Below are 17,817 nucleotides of genomic sequence, written 5' to 3' on the forward strand. Positions count from 1 at the left end.
ACTTAAACAAATAGCATTAACAATATTCTGGTATTTGTTTATTACAATTTTTATAGCACTTGAACAATCGATTCACAAAGTCTGGACATGTTATCTAAAGTCATACCTGCCACATTGATACGCCCTGAATTAACAATATAGATACCATAATCATGGCGTAATTTGAGCACCTGTTCTTCGTTCAAACCACTGAACGAGAACATACCGTTTTGTTTGGCGATGAAGCTAAAATCTTGATTAGCCCCTTTATCTTGTAATGTTTTTACAAATAGTTGCCGCATGCGGTGAATGCGTTGTCGCATACCAGTTAATTCATCGATCCACTCTTCTTTTAATTCTTCATTGTTTAAAATGTAAGAGACAATTTTAGCACCATGGGCAGGTGGATTAGAGTAATTAGCTCGAATAATTGTTTTGACTTGACTAAAGGCACGATCGGCAATTTCAGCATTTGCAGCAATTAACGTGAATGCACCTACGCGTTCGTTATAGAGACCAAAATTTTTTGAATATGAGCTCGCAATCAGTAATTCAGGGTGGCTTTGCGTAAATAATCTTAATCCGTAAACGTCTTCTTCGACACCTGTTCCAAAGCCTTGATAAGCTAAATCAAATAGTGGTAACCAGCCATTTTTTAAGGCTAAATCCGAAATTGCTTGCCATTGTTCTGGGGTTGGATCGATACCCGTTGGGTTATGACAGCAGCCATGGAACAATACCGCTTCGCCAGCGACAACTTGGTTTAAGCTACTTATCATGGCATCAAAATCAAGAGTGTGTGTTTGTGCACTATAATAATGGTATTCACGGACTTCAAGGCCAGCAGCTTGAAATACACTACGGTGATTTGGCCAAGTTGGATTACTTACCCAAACACGTTTTACTTTGGTCCGGCGAGCTAAAAAATCCGCCATGATGCGTAAAGCCCCTGTTCCTCCAGGTGCTTGTGCGGTTCTTGCTCTTTCATTTTCGCGACCAAAAAGCAGAATTTGTGTTGCAAGATTGAAAGCGTTGACGCCATCAATAGCTAAGTAACTTTTGGTTGTTTCGTCATTTAATAAAAAATGTTCTGCTTTTTTCACACTTTCTAAAATAGGTGTTTTGGTGGTTTCATCTTTGTAAATACCAACACTTAAATTAATTTTATTGGTGCGTTCATCCTTATTATAAAGATCGGCTAACCCTAAAATGGGATCGGCTGGAGCTGCTGTTAAATATTCAAACATAATTCACCTATCTGATCTAATGACTTTCAACGCATTATATACACATTATTTTGTAAGATACAATTTTGATAATCGTTACTTTTGCAAAAGGTGTATACAAGTATTGTATTATTGCTAAACGACTATTGTTTAACATGTAACAATTAGCTTATCTAAAAAAGTGGTTAAATCGTGCGCTAGGATAGTTAATTCACCGGTAATCAAATCCTCTTTTACAATTTCGCCTGTTAAGTTATTGATGGCAATTATTTCGGTACTTTCATTCGTCGATGCGATAAAAATGGTTGGTATGCGTTTTAATTTTTTTTGTTGAGATAAATGAGCAATTAAATTTTGTTCTAACGTTGCAAAATCATCATCATTCCATGCTTGAATTAAGGTCAAATGGGTATTGGCAAATTGAGCTGTCATATTGCCAGCATATTGTGTGCCATAAAAAAAATGAGCGCAGGCGTGTAATGTGATGCCAATGACTTGTTCAGCAATTGTGAGATCTCTTGGTGGCTCCAATAAAAATGGTTGCCAATATACCGTAAGCTGTTGCGTTTTTAAAATGCAAGGCGAGGGGATAGCATGTAATTCTACGCTTGCTGGTGCGAAGGTGAATTGGTTAATCCAACGAGTAGTAAAATTAAGTAAAGCGATTTTGTCTGTAGAGCTCATAAACAAATATATCTCATATTCAAATTATCATGTTATTTAATCGTCATTATACTGATTAAGTTTTGCTATGCATAATCGCATCAACGTTTTATTTTTGTGAATTGGGTAATTTATAAGAAAGCTTGTAAAGCTGTTTTAGGTAAATAGACGTTTTAGTATAAAAATTTAAGCAAATCAATTGAGTTATTTATTATGTGGGCACAACAGTTGAAAATGTGAAAAATGACCGCTTAACTGTTTGTAAAACAGCCAGTTTAATTTGCTTGCTATCCTTGGCTGAAACGTTAATAATAGAGAGGGATAATTTTATCCTTGTAATGCAGCAATGGCGTTAGACATTACAGTTTGTCAAAATAAAATAGCGTAAGTAGAATCATTATAATTAGATAATATGTTTATTTTAAACAATTACATAAAGATTTAGTTTGTTTGCCAAAATCGGTAAAATACTGTGGGTTGCAAATTAACCATGTTCATAGCGTCAATAAATTATACAATTAGGTTTTTTGTAAAGTATTTAGTGCTTTTTAATTTAATATTTTGCTTAATGTATTATATTGATGTGGTGTAAGCGGTATCGGGTTCACATAAAATAATAACAAAAATAACATAAATAAAATAATGAATGCTGTATACGAATATTTAGTTAAGTACCATTATTCATCATTGTTAAAATAATCACTTATCAATAATAAGATTCTACCTACAGTTAATTAAGATTAATTAAGAGTGTAGAATAATGAAAAGAATGTTAATCAACGCAACCCAGCAAGAAGAGCTGCGTGTTGCGCTTGTTGATGGTCAGCGCTTATATGATTTAGATATCGAAAGCCTTGGTCATGAACAAAAGAAAGCCAATATTTATAAAGGTAAAATTACTAAAATCAATCCAAGCTTAGAAGCAGCTTTTGTTTCTTATGGTGGTGAACGTGATGGATTTTTACCTTTAAAAGAGATTGCGGAAAGCTATTTCCCATCTAATATTAGTGGTCGTCGTAGTATTAAACATCTACAAGAAGGTCAAGAAGTTCTTATCCAAATTGAAAAAGAGATTCGCGGCAAAAAAGGTGCAGCTTTAACAACCTATATCAGCTTAGCTGGTAGTTATTTAGTTTTGATGCCGAATGATCCTCGTGCTGGTGGCGTTTCGCGTCGTATAGAAGGTGAAGAACGAGCCGATCTTAAACGTATTATTGATGCTATCGAAAAACCTAAAGGTATGGGCGTGATAGCTCGAACCGCTGGAGTGGGTAAAAGCCAAGAAGAGTTACAACAAGATTTAGACGCATTAGTCAACTATTGGACTGCCATTCAAAATGAGGCCAAAAAGCATCCTGCGCCAAGTTTAATTCATAAAGAAAGCGATATTATTACGCGAGCATTTCGTGATTATTTGCGTGATGATGTCGGCGATATTTTAATTGATAATCCTAAAGTCCTTGAAATGGCTAAAAAACGATTAGCTGATTTAGGACGTGTTGAGTACGTTAGTCGCTTAAAACTTTATGAAGGGGATGTTCCATTATTTAATCATTTCCAAATTGAAGGTCAAATTGAGTCGGCATTCCAGCGTGAAGTTCGCTTGCCTTCTGGCGGTTCAATTGTGATTGATGCGACAGAAGCGCTCACCGCTATTGATATTAATTCAGCTAAATCAATTCGTGGTAGCGATATTGAAGAAACCGCATTTAATACTAACCTTGAAGCAGCCGAAGAAATCGCGCGCCAACTGCGTTTACGCGATTTAGGTGGTTTGATTGTTATCGATTTTATTGATATGACACCAATTCGCAATCAGCGTGAAGTAGAAAATCGCCTTAAAGAAGCGATGAAGACTGACCGTGCGCGTATCCAAACGACCCGTATTTCTCGTTTTGGTTTGCTCGAAATGTCTCGCCAACGTTTAAGCCCGTCATTACGCGAAGCAACTCATCATATTTGTCCGCGTTGTCAAGGAACGGGTACGGTTCGTGATAGTAATTCATTGTCTTTATCGATTCTTCGATTAATTCAAGAAGAAGCGATGAAAGATAATACTGTACAAATCGATGTCATTGTTCCAGTACCAATAGCAAGCTATTTACTCAATGAAAAACGTCGCGCTATCACTAATATTGAAAGCATGCATCCTGATGTCAAAATTGTGATTGCCGGTGATGAAGAGATGGAAACACCGCTTTATAAAGTGATTCGTAAGCGTAGAGGCGAAGAAACGGATGTACTAAGTTATAATCTTCCAAAACTGATTCGTGAACTTGAAGAAGAGGAAGATGAACAGCAAGCTGTGGAAGTTATTGTTGAACAAGCCGTATTATCAGGTCCTAAAGTTGAAGCATGTGTAGCGCCAAAAGAAAAAGTCGAGCCAAAAACGAAAAAATCAGGCAGTTTGTTTAGTGGATTCTTTGGTAAGCTACGTAAATTGTTTGTGACAGAAAAACCAGAACCTCAACCAGAGGTTAAACCCAAAACGGTAAAAAGACGAGATAATCAACGTTCCAACAATCGACGTCAACGCAATAACAGAAACAATAATGTAGCAGGCAATACTGTAGGCTCTACAGAGGAGAGCAAAGAGTCAAGTCGAAATAATCGCCGAGCTAAACAAAATAATAATGCAAATACTCATTTGTCAAACTCAGAAAATAATATTAAGGCAGATAGAGTTGCGGGTGAGGCGGTACAACCGAAGCAACGTGAAGCGAAACCAAGACGCCAACAACGCGCTTTAACTAAAAGTGTTCGTGTCAAAAATGCTGATACTACGATGCAAGTTGAACAAGAAAGAGTTATTATTCCTTCTTTGTTATTACCAATTATTGTCTCTGAACCCTCTAAAGACACTATTATTTCGGAATCTCAACCGAAGCGTCAACGCCGTGCGTCAAGACATTTACGAATGAATGGTCAACGTAATAATAAACGCCGTGTTCGTAATGTCGACCTAAAACAGTCGCCAATGCCGTTACCATTTGCTGCTGCGTCATTAGAATTAGCCTTAGGTCGAGTTGCTGTTGATTACAGTCAAATAACGAATGACGAACCAAATATTGTGGTACCTGTCATCCCTTCACTTTTACTTCCTGTCATTGTTAAAAATGAAGCGAGCCTAAATGACGCTGTTACTGTGGATGATGCATCAAAAAGTTCGTCATTGATTGATGCTAAAGAAGATTTTCAAGGTAGTCAGCAAAATAGTCATAATATTGATTTTGTCATTACTAATTCACAATCAATAGGTTATTCTTCTTCAGTAATGACTAAAGCACCCGCGCCAGAATATGTGACTTCTGCTATTGCCATAAAATCACGCGAAGAGTTAAATTATCGTTTTGAAGGTAAAGGTAATGCCGGTGGCCTAAGTGCTCAAGATCATGCTTATGCCGCAGCAAGTAAACCGGTGATTCCGGATAACCAATAAATAGATTAAAACGCGGTGATGTGATTATGTCGCCGTGTTTTATTTACTTATAATATCGATAAAGATAAACAATGATTATCTATATTTTCAAAAAAATAGTCACGTTTTTGTTTATTATCTGCGTGTTGGCTCAGATTAGCTTTTGTTTAGTCTATTTTACCCCTCATTCAACGTTTAACTTTAACAACCTAAGTTTTATTGATGCCTACAGTGTTTTTTTTAAGCAGTTGCTACAAGGCCAATTCAGATTATTAACTGGTGAAACGGTCCCGTTTTTTCATACATTATTGGCTACATTTGAACTTTGTATTCTCGCGTTATTTGTTGCTTTACTGATTGGATTACCTTTGGGTATTTTTCTTGGGCTTAGTAATTTTACTTGGTTAAATAGTACGATTCGCTTAGGATCTTTATTATTATATTCTTGTCCTATTGTTATGTTTGTAATTATCGTCATGTATTGGTTATCACCAACTTGGTCGGTATCGATGAATTTCGATGTGTCACCAGCAGTTGCCGGTACTTCGTTATTGGATATTTTTATTTCATCAAAGGCATTTCAATGGCAGGTATTATTTGAGCAGCTTCACTATTTGCTTTTGCCGATCATGATTTTAGCCATTCAACCAAGCATTATGACTATTCAATTAGTCAGTCAAAATGTAAAAAGTACCGCCCGGCAGAATTTTATCAAAATGGCAATTATTAGAGAAAGATCACCATTTAAAATTTTACGTCGGCACTTATTACCTAATGCTATTCCTGCGACCATTCCACAATTGACGTATAATACGACAACACTGTTGTTTTCAACTATGGTTATTGAAATTTTATTTAATCGAGTAGGACTAGGGCAATGGGTGATGATTGCTTATCACCATCATAATTATTTTATTATTTCTATTGCCATTCTAGCTTGTGGCACTGTTATCAGTTTATTAGCGCTATTAGGTGAAATTTCGGCAGTTGTTATTTATCCTTTGCGTCATAAGGAACATTATGTCTAGGCTAGCTAGGTTAATAAAAGGTCTAAAGTTAAGCTTTAGTCGGTTGCACAGCAATCTTTACTTAATTGTTGGCTTTTATGGCATATTGGCGATTACATTTGTAGCCTTATCAACTCAATGGTTTTTTCATGCTCATTTAAACCCTAGTTACCCAGCTTTATTGCCACCTGCTTGGTGGTCTAGTGGTGATATCAATCATATACTCGGTACTAACGCGAAAGGACAAGATATTTTTAATTATTTGTTAATTGGTTATCGTTCAACCATGTCAATGACATTAAAAGCAGTATTTTATGTGGTTGCCATTGGTGGGGTAATTAATTATTTAATGTTTTTTATATCATTTATACGCCCTTTTGTATTGTTTGTTTTTAAATTCTGTATGGTTGTACCGCCGTTACTTGGTGTGATTGTGATTAGCTTATTATTAAAAGATGATATTACCAATATGTTATTGGTGATTGGGTTATCTTATTCCCCACGCTTTATTTACAATATTCATCAACGTGTTATCAACGAATGGAATAAAACGTATATTACGGCCTATAGACTTGATGGACTATCTTCGTTTTCAATTTTAAATCATTATATCCTACCTAACATTTTACCTATTTATGTGACCGAAATTGTTTCCTTATTTGGATCGGTTATTTTGTCAGTTACTACAATAACTTTTTTAGGCTTTGCTAATGATGTTTCCCGACCGGATTTGGGAATGATGATGTTTCAAATGAAAGATATCATTGCTATTAATTATTTGGCCTTTTTATCTCCAGGAATTGCAGTTTCAGCTACAATTATTTTGGTGTATTTATTCAACTTTGGATTATATGGCCGGCGAGCAGGAACTTAATTATGGCATTATTAGATATTCGAAATTTAACTATTGAGTTTATTACGCCAGAGGGTCTTTTGCGTGCAATTGATCGGGTTAATTTGAAGTTGTCAGAAGGTGAAATACGAGGCTTAGTTGGTGAATCAGGCTCAGGAAAAAGCCTTATCGCTAAAGCTATTTTAGGGGTAACTAATCATAACTGGAAGATTTCAGCTGATCGTATTTATTTTAATGATATTGATTTACTTAAACTCACGCCGAGACAACGCCGAAAAGTGATTAGTGCCAATATCTCAATGATATTTCAAGAACCACAATCTTGTTTAGATCCCTCTATGAAAGTTGGGCAACAGTTAATCAGTGCAATTCCAAGAAGAACATTTAAAGGGCATTGGTGGCAGCGATTATTTTGGCGTAAACATCGAGCGATTGAGTTATTGCATCGGGTAGGAATTAAGAATCATAAGGAGATATTAAAGTCCTATCCATTTGAATTAACCGAAGGCGAATGTCAGAAAGTCATGATAGCTATTGCGTTGGCTAATCAGCCAAAGCTACTTATTGCTGATGAACCAACCAATGCAATGGAAGCCACTACCGAAGCACAAATTTTTAGGTTGCTCGCTAGTATGAATCAAAATATGGGGACTACTATCTTGCTTATCAGCCATGATTTGCAAATGGTAACCAGATGGACTGACCGTATCAATGTCCTATATTGTGGACAAACCGTTGAAGTTGCTAATAGCGAAGATTTAATTAAATCACCTTATCATCCTTATACTCAGGCGCTGATTTATGCAATCCCTGATTTTGGCAAAGCAATGCCACATAAAAGTCCGTTAAATACTTTACCCGGTGTGATTCCATCATTGGAGCATTTACCAATAGGCTGTCGATTAGGACCACGATGTCCTTATGCACAAAAAAAATGTATTCAAGCACCCGAATTACTACCGATAAAAGATCGTTCTGTTGCTTGCCATTTTCCGTTAAATATTGATGAGTTACCATAAATAATAGGCATAAAAATGAATCCAATATTAAAAGTACGTAACTTATCAAAGCAATTTAAAATAGCTAAAGGGCTTTTTGGTCATTTACAAATTAATGCGGTTAATCCAATATCATTTTCATTAAATGAAGGTAAGACTTTGGCGATTATTGGGCAGAATGGATCAGGAAAATCGACCTTGGCTAAAATGTTAGTTGGTATGATAAAACCCGATAGTGGTGATATCTGGATTGCTGGTAATAAAGTTGAATACGGCGATTATAGTCATCGTTGTCAACTGATTCGAATGATTTTTCAGCATGTTGAAAGTTCATTTGATCCAAGGCTGCGTATTGGACAATTGTTAGAAATTCCACTTAAATATAATACCGATTATGATGCTCATGAGCGTGAAAAGCTAATTAGTAGTGTATTAAAGCAAGTTGGATTATTGCCCGAACATGCCTCTTATTATCCTTCTGTGATGGCAGCAGGTCAAAAGCAACGTGTAGCATTAGCAAGAGCTCTAATTTTAAAGCCTAAGGTCATTATTCTTGATGAGGCTTTGGCCGCGTTAGATATTTCGATGCGCTCGCAAATTGTTAATTTAATGCTGTCATTACAAGCTCAACAAAATATATCTTATGTCTATGTAACACAAGATATTGGTATGATGAAACATATTAGTGATGATATTTTAGTTATGCACAATGGCGATCTTGTTGAGTCTGGCAATACTGCTGAAGTATTGGCTTCACCATTAAGTGATATTACCCAAAAATTGATAAATAGTTATTTTGGTGAGGCGTTGACTGCTGATACATGGCGGACTGATACGCGCACTTTTTAGCTCATAAAGTTAGCTATTATTTGTATTTTAGCGTGTGAGGTAATGATCACTTTCTTTGGATTATGCACCTGTTTTTAATCTGATTATTATAATGATTTTGTTAAATAAAAAATCTCGACAAATAAACTAAAAGGCACTATATTTAGCTATATAGATTTCTAGACGTCTATTTTGTGTTAAAACTAATTTATCGTTTTTAGGAGCTTGTGTTATGCCTATTTGTATTCCTGACTCATTACCCGCTGTTGATGTGTTACGTAATGAAAATATATTTGTTATGACCTCATCACGAGCTAATAATCAAGAAATTCGTCCACTAAAGCTTCTTTTTCTAAACCTCATGCCTAAAAAAATAGAGACTGAAAATCAATTTTTACGCTTACTTTCTAATTCATCTTTACAAGTTGATATTCAGTTATTGCGTATTGATCAACGTGAGTCAAAAAATACACCCGTTGAACATTTAAACAGTTTTTATTGTGATTTTGATGATATTCGTGAACAGAATTTTGATGGACTAATTATAACCGGTGCTCCACTAGGAAAAGTGGCTTTTTCGGATGTTGTATATTGGCCTAAATTAACCGAAATTATTGCTTGGGCAAAAGATCATGTCACCTCAACAATGTTTGTTTGCTGGGCGGTTCAAGCTGCATTAAATGTCTTATACGATTTACCTAAATTCACTCGAGCACATAAGTTATCAGGTGTTTATCAGCATCAAATTGTTCAACCTAATGCAATTTTAACGCGTGGTTTTGATGATACCTTTTTAGCACCTCATTCGCGTTATGCTGATTTCCCAATTGATAAAATTAGAAATTACACAGATTTATCCATTTTGGCAACGTCTGATATGACAGGACCTTACTTAATGGCAACTCCTGATAAACGTATGGCTTTTGTGACAGGGCATCCTGAATATGATTCATTTACATTAGCTAATGAATATTTTCGTGACTTGAAGTCAGGTATTAATCCAGATATCCCGTATAATTATTTTCCTGATAATAACCCCGATGTTGAGCCAAAAGCAACGTGGCGTAGCCATGCTTATCTATTATTTAGTAATTGGCTTAATTATTATGTTTATCAATTAACACCATATGATTTGACCACCCGTAATTTGACCATTGATGATTAATTCATCCACTGCTTTTTTCTATCTCATTATTGTCGGATGTGATAAGTTTAGCGGATAACTTAATAGCCAATAATAATATTGATAATATTATTATTGGTGTGATATAAGGCTGAACTATGCTGATAGGCTTGATAAATAGGATTTCTGAATGTAACCAATAGTGGGTATAAAAAATTGCAATAATTGATGACAGATGATCAGAATGTCTTTTCAGTTATAGAATCAAACTTGTAACCAAAATGTCACAGGACCATCATTAATTAATGATACTTGCATGTCGGCGGCAAATTCACCCGTTTGAGTGGTTATTTTTTGTTGACATTGCTTGACAAAAAACTGATAAAGTCTTTTTGCTTCATCAGGTTTAGCGCCTTTAGTAAAACTTGGGCGCATCCCTTTTTTGGTATTGGCAGCTAAAGTGAATTGAGACACAACTAATACTTCGCCATTAGCTTGGTTCACATTTAGATTCATTTTTCCGTCATTATCACTGAAAATGCGATAGCCTAATACTTTTTCACATAAACGAATTGCTTTTTGCTCATCATCATCTTGTTCAACACCGAGTAAAATCAGCAACCCCTGATTAATCTGTCCAATAATGTTATTATCTACTGCAACACTTGCTTGTTTTACTCGTTGAATTAAGGCGATCATAAATTAATTACTCCGGTAAAGGGGGATTATCAACAACAGGCTTTTTTCGTCGATTATAGTCAGTTAAGGTTGCTGCAAACTCGGCACCGAACAAAACAATACACCAAGAAAAGTAGATCCAAACTAACATAATGGGAATGGATGATACTACACCGTAAATGATTTGATAAGTAGGGAATGAAGTAACATATAACGCAAATGCTCGTTTACCTAATTCAAATAATATTGCAGCGATAATAGCACCAATCATTGATTCTTTAAAAGGTACAGATTCGGTAGGAATAATGCTATAGAGTAACCAAAACCCAACCACAGAAATAAAAAATGGTAAACAATTAAGTAGTATATTACCCGTTGCTGCCGTTGATAACCATTGCATTGAAAAGATGTAAGAGCTTACGGCCACACTAGATCCAACTAAAATAGGACCTAAGGTTAGTATCGTCCAATACATAGTTAGATTGTACATGAAAGCGCGTTTTCGTTTGGTTTTCCAGATACGATTAAGTGCTGTATTAATTGAGTTGATAAGCAATAGTGAGGTCACAATCAACCCTATTATGCCAACAAATGTCATTTGTTTAGTATTGGTGATGAATTGCTCTAGATAATTTTGGATAGTATCACTGGCGGTAGGGACAAGATTATTATAAATTAATTGTTTTAATGAATGACTAATTTCATTAAACATTGGAAACGCAGACAATAAAGAAAAAATAACGGTAATAAGCGGTACTAGCGCAAGTATCGTCGTATAAGCAAGTCCTGCAGAAGAGGTTGTTAGACGATCTTGGTTAATACGAGTCCATAACATTTTCGTAAAAAGTTGTATTTGCTGAAGTGCTTTCATTGTCTTTTTTCTAGTTAGAAATAACACAATCATTAATCCCATTACTATTTAATGAGTTTAATACCTTATTTGCTTCTTGTTTACTGCTATATGGCCCTACTGTGACTCGATATAATTGACCTGAAGATATATTGCCACTAAAGCCTGTCATTGCAAGTTTAGCTTTTAGTGTATCAGCATTGGATTTATCCTTAAATGCGCCACATTGTAGTAGCCATTTAGTCATAGTTTGTGATGTGGCATTTGATGACTGATTTTTCGTCGCTGTATTTTCTTGCGAGGAAGGTGTAATTGTACGAGTGCTATTGACAAAGCTATCTAAGATTTGTTGTCTTTCTCTAGCAATTGAACTTGATGTGGAACCATAGTTTGCATTAGGCGTTTCTAATTCTTTAAGATATGTCCAACGCTCTTGGGGTTGTTCGGGTAATGTTATCACTGGAGGCTGAGTTTTTGCTTTTGGTGGTTTAACATTTTTTTTAGGGGCATTATTTACAACAAAATAGAGAATCGCGGAAAATAGAATAATGACAATAATCGCCAAGAATATCATCAAATTAGGCTTGTTTCGTGACTTATTTTTTTTAGGTTGGCTCTTTTTTCTCACATAATCACGCTGAACCACAATAGACTCTCTTCTATTATTTTATTAACATTGCATAAACAGTTAGTATACAAATAAAAAAAGTGGCTTACACCACTTTTTGTCATTTTCTTTAACTATGATAGTTAACAGATAAAACTGTTAAGCTAATGCTTTAATGTGTTTAATTAAATTCGCTTTATGACGTGCTGCTTTATTTTTGTGGATTAAGCCACGAGCCGCTTGACGGTCAACAACTGCTTGCATGTCTTTGAATGCTACTTCAGCTGTTTGTTTATCACCAGCTGCAACAGCGGCGTAAACTTTTTTAATATAAGTACGCATCATTGAACGGTTACTAGCATTATGTTTACGACGTTTTTCGGATTGAACCGCACGTTTCTTAGCTGATTTGATATTAGCCAAAGTCAACTCCCAAGTTTGTATAAAAATTACATATTAATAAGGTGGCAAAATATGCCTGATTTTCTCTCTTTTGTCAATGCTGTTGCATAAAAAATATGATCGGTAATTTTTATCTCTATAATAAATGTTTACTATTCGACCAATAAAGCCTATAACCTAAAAAGAAATTTTATGTTAGAATATCGAAAGTTTTATTTTTATTCTATTTTATAAGAGGAAGTATCATGTCTATTATTAGAATGCAAGATCTTGATCTAAAAGGAAAACGTTTATTCATTCGCTCAGATCTTAATGTGCCGGTTAAAAATGGTAAGGTCACTTCCGATGCGCGTATCAAAGCATCATTACCTACTATTGAAGATGCCATCAAAAAAGGTGCTAAGGTAATGGTTACCTCTCATATCGGTCGACCAACAGAAGGCGAATATAACCCTGATTTCTCTTTACAACCTGTTGTTGATTATTTAAAAGAGCATGTGTCATTCCCTGTTCGTTTAGTAAAAGATTACCTAGATGGTGTTGATGTTAAAGAAGGTGAATTAGTTGTTCTTGAAAACGTCCGTTTTAATGTTGGCGAAAGCAAAGATGATGAAACTTTATCTAAAAAATATGCCGCTCTTTGTGATATTTATGTGATGGATGCATTTGGTACTGCTCACCGCGCTCAGGCATCTACTCATGGCGCGGGTAAATTTGCTCCAGTTGCTTGTGCCGGACCATTACTAGCGGCAGAACTTGATGCTTTAGGTAAAGCCCTTGATAATCCTGCTCGCCCAATGGTTGCGATTGTTGCTGGTTCAAAAGTATCAACTAAATTAACTGTGCTTGATTCGCTATCAAAAATTGCTGACCAAATTATTGTGGGCGGTGGTATTGCGAACACCTTTATTGCCGCAGAAGGTTATAATGTAGGTAAATCTCTTTATGAAGCAGACTTAATCCCAGAAGCTAAAAAATTAATGGCTAATTGTGAAATTCCAGTTCCAACCGATGTGCGTGTTGCAACTGAATTTAGTGAAACAGCAGTAGCTACTGAAAAATCAGTTCAAGATGTTAAAGAAAATGAACAAATTCTTGATTTAGGTGATAAATCAGCAGAGGTATTAGCAAATATCATCAAAAATGCAAAAACCATTTTATGGAATGGCCCTGTCGGTGTTTTTGAATTTGCTAACTTCCGTCGTGGAACTGAAATTGTTGCCAAAGCGATTGCTGATAGCGAAGGATTTTCAATCGCTGGTGGTGGTGATACATTAGCTGCAATTGATCTATTTGGTATTGAAGACAAGATTTCTTATATTTCAACTGGTGGCGGTGCTTTCCTTGAGTTTGTTGAAGGTAAAAAGCTACCTGCTGTTGCAATGTTGGAAGCGAGAGCGAAAGCGTAGTATTTAAGTTCAGTAAAAGGATGAGTCAATTACTCATCCTTTAATTTTTTTAAATAAATTTATAGGTAATAAAATGGCTACTAAGATTTCTGATGTTGTTAAACCTGGTGTTGTGACTGGTGATGATGTTCAAAAAGTGTTTCAAATCGCTCGCGATAATAACTTTGCATTACCAGCAGTAAACTGTGTTGATACAAATACAATCAATGCGGTTATTGAAACTGCTGCTAAAGTTGGATCACCAGTCATTGTTCAATTTTCAAATGGTGGCGCTCAGTTTATTGCAGGTAAAGGTCTAAAACTTGAAGGACAAGAATGTGCAGTCTTAGGTGCGATTTCTGGTGCAAAACATGTTCACCTTATGGCTGAAAAGTATGGTGTGCCAGTTATTGTACATACTGATCATTGTGCTAAAAAATTACTACCATGGGTAGATGGATTACTTGACGCTGGTGAAACGCACTTTGCAAAAACAGGTAAACCACTGTTTTCTTCCCATATGATTGATCTTTCAGAAGAGTCACTAAAAGATAACATTGATATTTGTTGTCAATATCTTGCTCGTATGTCTGCAATGAAAATGACATTGGAGTTAGAATTAGGATGTACTGGCGGCGAAGAAGATGGTGTTGATAATAGTCATATGGATAGCTCAGCGCTTTATACTCAACCAGAAGATGTGGCTTATGCTTATGAGCGTTTAAGTGCGATTAGTCCTCGTTTTACTATTGCTGCGTCATTTGGTAATGTGCATGGTGTTTATAAACCAGGTAATGTTAAATTAACACCAAAAATTCTAGATAACTCACAAAAATATGTATCAGAAAAGTTTAACTTACCTGCAAAATCATTGAATTTTGTTTTCCATGGCGGTTCAGGTTCAACGCCAGAAGAAATTGCTGAAGCAGTCAGTTATGGTGTAATCAAAATGAATATTGATACAGATACCCAATGGGCTAACTGGGCAGGTGTTTTAGATTACTACAAAGCAAATGAGGCATATTTACAAGGTCAATTAGGCAATCCAGAAGGTATTGATGCTCCAAATAAAAAATACTACGATCCGCGTGTATGGCTACGCAAAGGTCAAGATTCTTTAATTGCTCGTTTAGAACTTGCATTCAAAGAGCTTAACGCAGTTAACGTTCTTTAACATTATTGGTATTAAGACTAAAAGCAAGGTATTTGCCTTGCTTTTAATTTATCTGTTCTTAAATAAATCTTGCTTTTTTATTTGGGTTATAGGATAATCTTGCCCTCATTTAACTTAGGGGAGCTGTCTATTTATTAATAGTTATTATTAATAGAGGCGTTTGCACCCGAGCAAAGGAAACTAAAAATGGCAAAAAAAGTACAAGCTTACATCAAGTTGCAAGTTGCAGCTGGTGCAGCGAATCCTAGTCCACCAGTTGGTCCAGCTCTTGGTCAGCACGGTGTTAATATCATGGAATTCTGTAAAGCGTTTAATGCAAAAACAGAAAGCATGGAAAAAGGATTACCAATCCCTGTTGTAATTACAGTATATTCAGACCGTTCATTTACATTTGTAACTAAAACGCCTCCAGCTGCAGTTTTATTAAAGAAAGCCGCTAAAATCAAATCTGGTTCAGGCGAACCTAACAAGAAGAAAGTAGGTAAAGTGACAAGTGCGCAAATTCGCGAAATCGCTGAATTAAAAGCTGCAGATATGAATGGTGCTACCATTGAAACGATGATGCGTTCTATTGAAGGAACAGCTCGTTCAATGGGTTTGGAAGTGGAGGGTTAATCAATGGCTAAATTATCTAAGAAAGCTAAACTTATCCGCGAAAAAGTGAATGCGACTAAGCAATATGAAATTAATGAAGCTATCGCGTTATTAAAAGAACTCGCTACCGCTAAATTTACAGAAAGTGTTGACGTTGCCGTTAATTTAGGTATTGATTCACGTAAATCAGACCAAAATGTTCGTGGTGCAATTGTACTGCCACATGGTACTGGACGCAGTGTGCGCGTTGCTGTCTTTACTCAAGGCGCAAATGCAGAAGCAGCTAAAGAAGCGGGTGCTGAATTAGTAGGTATGGACGATCTTGCTGATCAAATTAAAAAAGGCGAAATGGATTTTGATGTTGTTATTGCATCACCTGACGCTATGCGTGTTGTTGGTCAATTAGGTCAAATTTTAGGACCTCGCGGTTTAATGCCAAATCCTAAAGTTGGGACTGTTACCCCTAACGTTGCTGAAGCTGTAAAAAATGCTAAAGCGGGTCAGATTCGTTACCGTAATGATAAAAATGGTATTATCCATACAACTATCGGTAAAGCTGATTTTGATGCAGATAAGCTTAAAGAAAATTTAGAAGCATTACTTGTTGCGTTAAAACGTGCAAAACCAGCATCTTCTAAAGGTGTATTTGTTAAGAAAGTGAGTCTTTCAACTACAATGGGCGCTGGTGTTGCTATTGATCAAGCAACATTAAATGCAACTGTTTAATCATTTTTATCGTTAAACAAAGAAATCGGTTGGTGTCTGGCCTTAACCAGACCCCGTCCAAGACCGTAGGTGTAGTTGAAGTTTAACTACTTAATTTTCCTACGTAGACGGTGACAGAACCTGATAAGATATATATAGAAGGATTCTGCTCATCGTGGTTGTGCTAGTTACATTTGTAGCTAGTGAAAATTAGTCTAGGCTTTTGCCTAGTATAATCCAGGAGCAATACCAATGGCACTAAATCTTCAAAATAAACAAGAAATTGTTGCTGAAGTTAATGAAATCGCCAAAGGTGCGCTATCTGCAGTTGTCGCTGATTCTCGTGGCGTGACTGTAGAAAAAATGACTGCATTACGTAAATCTGCTCGTGAAGCGGGTGTTTATATGCGTGTTGTTCGTAATACGCTATTGCGCCGTATTGTTGAGGGTACTCAATACGAGTGTTTAAAAGATACGTTTGTTGGTCCAACTCTAATTGCATTTTCAAATGAGCACCCAGGTGCTGCAGCGCGTCTTTTTAAGGCGTTTGCGAAAGAAAATGACAAATTTGAGATTAAAGCCGCAGCCTTTGAAGGTGAGTTAATTACTGCAGCGAACATTGATCGCTTAGCAACATTACCTACTTATGAAGAAGCATTAGCTCGCTTGATGTCAACCATGAAAGAAGCCGCAGCTGGCAAATTGGTTCGCACTCTTGCGGCGGTTCGTGATCAAAAAGAAGCTGCTTAATTGTCAGTTTGATTATGAATATTATCAATTAAAAAAATGTAAATTTAGGAAACTATATTATGTCTATCACTAAAGAACAAATTTTAGATGCAGTTGCTGAAATGTCTGTTATGGACGTTGTTGAACTTGTATCAATGATGGAAGAAAAATTTGGCGTTTCTGCAGCTGCAGCAGTTGCAGTTGCAGCGGCAGGTCCAGCTGAAGCAGCAGAAGAAAAAACTGAATTTGATGTAATCTTAAAAGATGTTGGTGCTAATAAAGTAGCTGTTATCAAAGCTGTTCGTGGTGCAACAGGTTTAGGCTTAAAAGAAGCTAAAGATCTTGTTGAATCAGCTCCAGCAACAGTTAAAGAAGGCGTTAGCAAAGCTGATGCAGATGAACTTAAAAAGGCACTTGAAGAATCTGGTGCAGTTGTCGAACTTAAATAAGTTTATCGATAATACGATAAATGGCTGGGGGTTTTATACCTCCAGCCTTTTTGCGCTATAATAAGTTAAAGAATTTTATTTGAAGATTATCAATAAAAGTAATATAGAAATAGTATATTTATTAAGCCTAATCAATTGATATTTAT

Annotated in this window: 18 protein-coding genes and 1 pseudogene; 13 read left to right on the plus strand and 6 right to left on the minus strand. The window is 36.0% G+C overall.

Features of this window, described 5'->3' with window-relative positions:
* Nucleotides 1-50 precede the first annotated feature (50 nt).
* Together ACYIAL_RS06810 and syd are read right to left on the minus strand one after the other, a co-directional pair.
* A complete protein-coding gene (locus tag ACYIAL_RS06810) occupies nucleotides 51-1,226 on the minus strand; it encodes an amino acid aminotransferase (RefSeq protein ID WP_174797515.1) in 1,176 nt (391 codons plus the stop codon).
* 129 nt (nucleotides 1,227-1,355) lie between these two features.
* Nucleotides 1,356-1,889, minus strand: coding sequence for a SecY-interacting protein (gene syd, locus ACYIAL_RS06815; RefSeq protein WP_483751298.1), 534 nt, complete (start codon nucleotides 1,887-1,889; stop codon nucleotides 1,356-1,358).
* A 739-nt stretch (nucleotides 1,890-2,628) separates the two neighbouring features.
* On the opposite strand from syd, the pseudogene rne reads away from it, so the two are divergent.
* The 7 genes and pseudogenes from rne to metA form a co-directional block, all read left to right on the plus strand.
* A pseudogene (gene rne / locus ACYIAL_RS06820) lies at nucleotides 2,629-4,980 on the plus strand (ribonuclease E); the annotation flags it as partial.
* A gap of 162 nt (nucleotides 4,981-5,142) precedes the next feature.
* On the plus strand, nucleotides 5,143-5,307 hold the full coding sequence (locus ACYIAL_RS06825) for a hypothetical protein (protein WP_483751312.1): 165 nt from the start codon (nucleotides 5,143-5,145) through the stop codon (nucleotides 5,305-5,307).
* Nucleotides 5,308-5,594: 287 nt separating this feature from the next.
* Nucleotides 5,595-6,314: an ABC transporter permease subunit gene (locus ACYIAL_RS06830; RefSeq protein WP_483751299.1), complete on the plus strand. Its 720-nt coding sequence runs from the start codon at nucleotides 5,595-5,597 to the stop codon at nucleotides 6,312-6,314.
* Nucleotides 6,307-7,167, plus strand: a complete 861-nt coding sequence (locus tag ACYIAL_RS06835; RefSeq protein ID WP_483747642.1) for an ABC transporter permease subunit — start codon at nucleotides 6,307-6,309, stop codon at nucleotides 7,165-7,167. The genes ACYIAL_RS06830 and ACYIAL_RS06835 overlap by 8 nt, the downstream gene beginning before the upstream one ends.
* A 2-nt stretch (nucleotides 7,168-7,169) precedes the next feature.
* A complete protein-coding gene (locus ACYIAL_RS06840) occupies nucleotides 7,170-8,165 on the plus strand; it encodes a peptide ABC transporter ATP-binding protein (RefSeq protein ID WP_483751300.1) in 996 nt (331 codons plus the stop codon).
* Nucleotides 8,166-8,180: 15 nt separating this feature from the next.
* Entirely contained in the window at nucleotides 8,181-8,993 is an 813-nt protein-coding gene (locus ACYIAL_RS06845) for a peptide ABC transporter ATP-binding protein (RefSeq protein ID WP_483751301.1), read from the plus strand.
* A 211-nt stretch (nucleotides 8,994-9,204) separates the two neighbouring features.
* Nucleotides 9,205-10,137: a homoserine O-succinyltransferase MetA gene (metA, locus tag ACYIAL_RS06850; protein ID WP_483751302.1), complete on the plus strand. Its 933-nt coding sequence runs from the start codon at nucleotides 9,205-9,207 to the stop codon at nucleotides 10,135-10,137.
* Between the two features lie 222 nt (nucleotides 10,138-10,359).
* Here metA and dtd read toward each other — a convergent pair whose 3' ends face one another.
* The 4 genes from dtd to rpsT form a co-directional block, all read right to left on the minus strand.
* Complete coding sequence (gene dtd, locus ACYIAL_RS06855) at nucleotides 10,360-10,794, minus strand: D-aminoacyl-tRNA deacylase (RefSeq protein ID WP_483751303.1); 435 nt, start codon at nucleotides 10,792-10,794, stop codon at nucleotides 10,360-10,362.
* A 7-nt stretch (nucleotides 10,795-10,801) separates the two neighbouring features.
* Nucleotides 10,802-11,644, minus strand: a complete 843-nt coding sequence (locus tag ACYIAL_RS06860) for a virulence factor BrkB family protein (protein ID WP_483751304.1) — start codon at nucleotides 11,642-11,644, stop codon at nucleotides 10,802-10,804.
* Nucleotides 11,645-11,654: 10 nt separating this feature from the next.
* The gene (locus tag ACYIAL_RS06865; protein WP_065638978.1) at nucleotides 11,655-12,269 is read right to left on the minus strand and encodes an SPOR domain-containing protein; all 615 of its coding nucleotides are present in this window, start codon (nucleotides 12,267-12,269) and stop codon (nucleotides 11,655-11,657) included.
* A 120-nt stretch (nucleotides 12,270-12,389) separates the two neighbouring features.
* Complete coding sequence (rpsT, locus tag ACYIAL_RS06870) at nucleotides 12,390-12,653, minus strand: 30S ribosomal protein S20 (RefSeq protein ID WP_065638977.1); 264 nt, start codon at nucleotides 12,651-12,653, stop codon at nucleotides 12,390-12,392.
* Nucleotides 12,654-12,877: 224 nt separating this feature from the next.
* Between rpsT and pgk the strand changes: the two genes are divergently transcribed.
* The 6 genes from pgk (at nucleotide 12,878) to rplL (ending at nucleotide 17,671) form a co-directional block, all read left to right on the plus strand.
* Nucleotides 12,878-14,041, plus strand: a complete 1,164-nt coding sequence (gene pgk / locus ACYIAL_RS06875) for a phosphoglycerate kinase (protein ID WP_174797504.1) — start codon at nucleotides 12,878-12,880, stop codon at nucleotides 14,039-14,041.
* Between the two features lie 73 nt (nucleotides 14,042-14,114).
* Nucleotides 14,115-15,194 carry a class II fructose-bisphosphate aldolase gene (gene fbaA / locus ACYIAL_RS06880; protein WP_065638975.1) on the plus strand — a complete coding sequence of 360 codons (1,080 nt, stop codon included), beginning with the start codon at nucleotides 14,115-14,117 and terminating at the stop codon, nucleotides 15,192-15,194.
* Between the two features lie 186 nt (nucleotides 15,195-15,380).
* The gene (gene rplK / locus ACYIAL_RS06885; protein ID WP_034884321.1) at nucleotides 15,381-15,809 is read left to right on the plus strand and encodes a 50S ribosomal protein L11; all 429 of its coding nucleotides are present in this window, start codon (nucleotides 15,381-15,383) and stop codon (nucleotides 15,807-15,809) included.
* A gap of 3 nt (nucleotides 15,810-15,812) precedes the next feature.
* Nucleotides 15,813-16,514, plus strand: a complete 702-nt coding sequence (rplA, locus tag ACYIAL_RS06890; RefSeq protein ID WP_065638974.1) for a 50S ribosomal protein L1 — start codon at nucleotides 15,813-15,815, stop codon at nucleotides 16,512-16,514.
* Nucleotides 16,515-16,745: 231 nt separating this feature from the next.
* On the plus strand, nucleotides 16,746-17,243 hold the full coding sequence (gene rplJ / locus ACYIAL_RS06895; RefSeq protein WP_065638973.1) for a 50S ribosomal protein L10: 498 nt from the start codon (nucleotides 16,746-16,748) through the stop codon (nucleotides 17,241-17,243).
* A 59-nt stretch (nucleotides 17,244-17,302) separates the two neighbouring features.
* The gene (gene rplL / locus ACYIAL_RS06900; RefSeq protein ID WP_034884317.1) at nucleotides 17,303-17,671 is read left to right on the plus strand and encodes a 50S ribosomal protein L7/L12; all 369 of its coding nucleotides are present in this window, start codon (nucleotides 17,303-17,305) and stop codon (nucleotides 17,669-17,671) included.
* Nucleotides 17,672-17,817: the final 146 nt, after the last annotated feature.

Source organism: Gilliamella sp. X-57 (assembly GCF_057063565.1).

What these genes read in the sequence shown, in the direction of transcription:
- ACYIAL_RS06810 (WP_174797515.1), bottom strand. Translation starts at nt 1,226, where the DNA reads ATGTTTGAATATTTAACAGCAGCTCCAGCCGATCCCATTTTAGGGTTA.
- syd (WP_483751298.1), bottom strand. Translation starts at nt 1,889, where the DNA reads ATGAGCTCTACAGACAAAATCGCTTTACTTAATTTTACTACTCGTTGG.
- ACYIAL_RS06825 (WP_483751312.1), top strand. Translation starts at nt 5,143, where the DNA reads ATGACTAAAGCACCCGCGCCAGAATATGTGACTTCTGCTATTGCCATA.
- ACYIAL_RS06835 (WP_483747642.1), top strand. Translation starts at nt 6,307, where the DNA reads ATGTCTAGGCTAGCTAGGTTAATAAAAGGTCTAAAGTTAAGCTTTAGT.
- ACYIAL_RS06840 (WP_483751300.1), top strand. Translation starts at nt 7,170, where the DNA reads ATGGCATTATTAGATATTCGAAATTTAACTATTGAGTTTATTACGCCA.
- ACYIAL_RS06845 (WP_483751301.1), top strand. Translation starts at nt 8,181, where the DNA reads ATGAATCCAATATTAAAAGTACGTAACTTATCAAAGCAATTTAAAATA.
- metA (WP_483751302.1), top strand. Translation starts at nt 9,205, where the DNA reads ATGCCTATTTGTATTCCTGACTCATTACCCGCTGTTGATGTGTTACGT.
- dtd (WP_483751303.1), bottom strand. Translation starts at nt 10,794, where the DNA reads ATGATCGCCTTAATTCAACGAGTAAAACAAGCAAGTGTTGCAGTAGAT.
- ACYIAL_RS06860 (WP_483751304.1), bottom strand. Translation starts at nt 11,644, where the DNA reads ATGAAAGCACTTCAGCAAATACAACTTTTTACGAAAATGTTATGGACT.
- pgk (WP_174797504.1), top strand. Translation starts at nt 12,878, where the DNA reads ATGTCTATTATTAGAATGCAAGATCTTGATCTAAAAGGAAAACGTTTA.
- fbaA (WP_065638975.1), top strand. Translation starts at nt 14,115, where the DNA reads ATGGCTACTAAGATTTCTGATGTTGTTAAACCTGGTGTTGTGACTGGT.
- rplK (WP_034884321.1), top strand. Translation starts at nt 15,381, where the DNA reads ATGGCAAAAAAAGTACAAGCTTACATCAAGTTGCAAGTTGCAGCTGGT.
- rplA (WP_065638974.1), top strand. Translation starts at nt 15,813, where the DNA reads ATGGCTAAATTATCTAAGAAAGCTAAACTTATCCGCGAAAAAGTGAAT.
- rplJ (WP_065638973.1), top strand. Translation starts at nt 16,746, where the DNA reads ATGGCACTAAATCTTCAAAATAAACAAGAAATTGTTGCTGAAGTTAAT.
- rplL (WP_034884317.1), top strand. Translation starts at nt 17,303, where the DNA reads ATGTCTATCACTAAAGAACAAATTTTAGATGCAGTTGCTGAAATGTCT.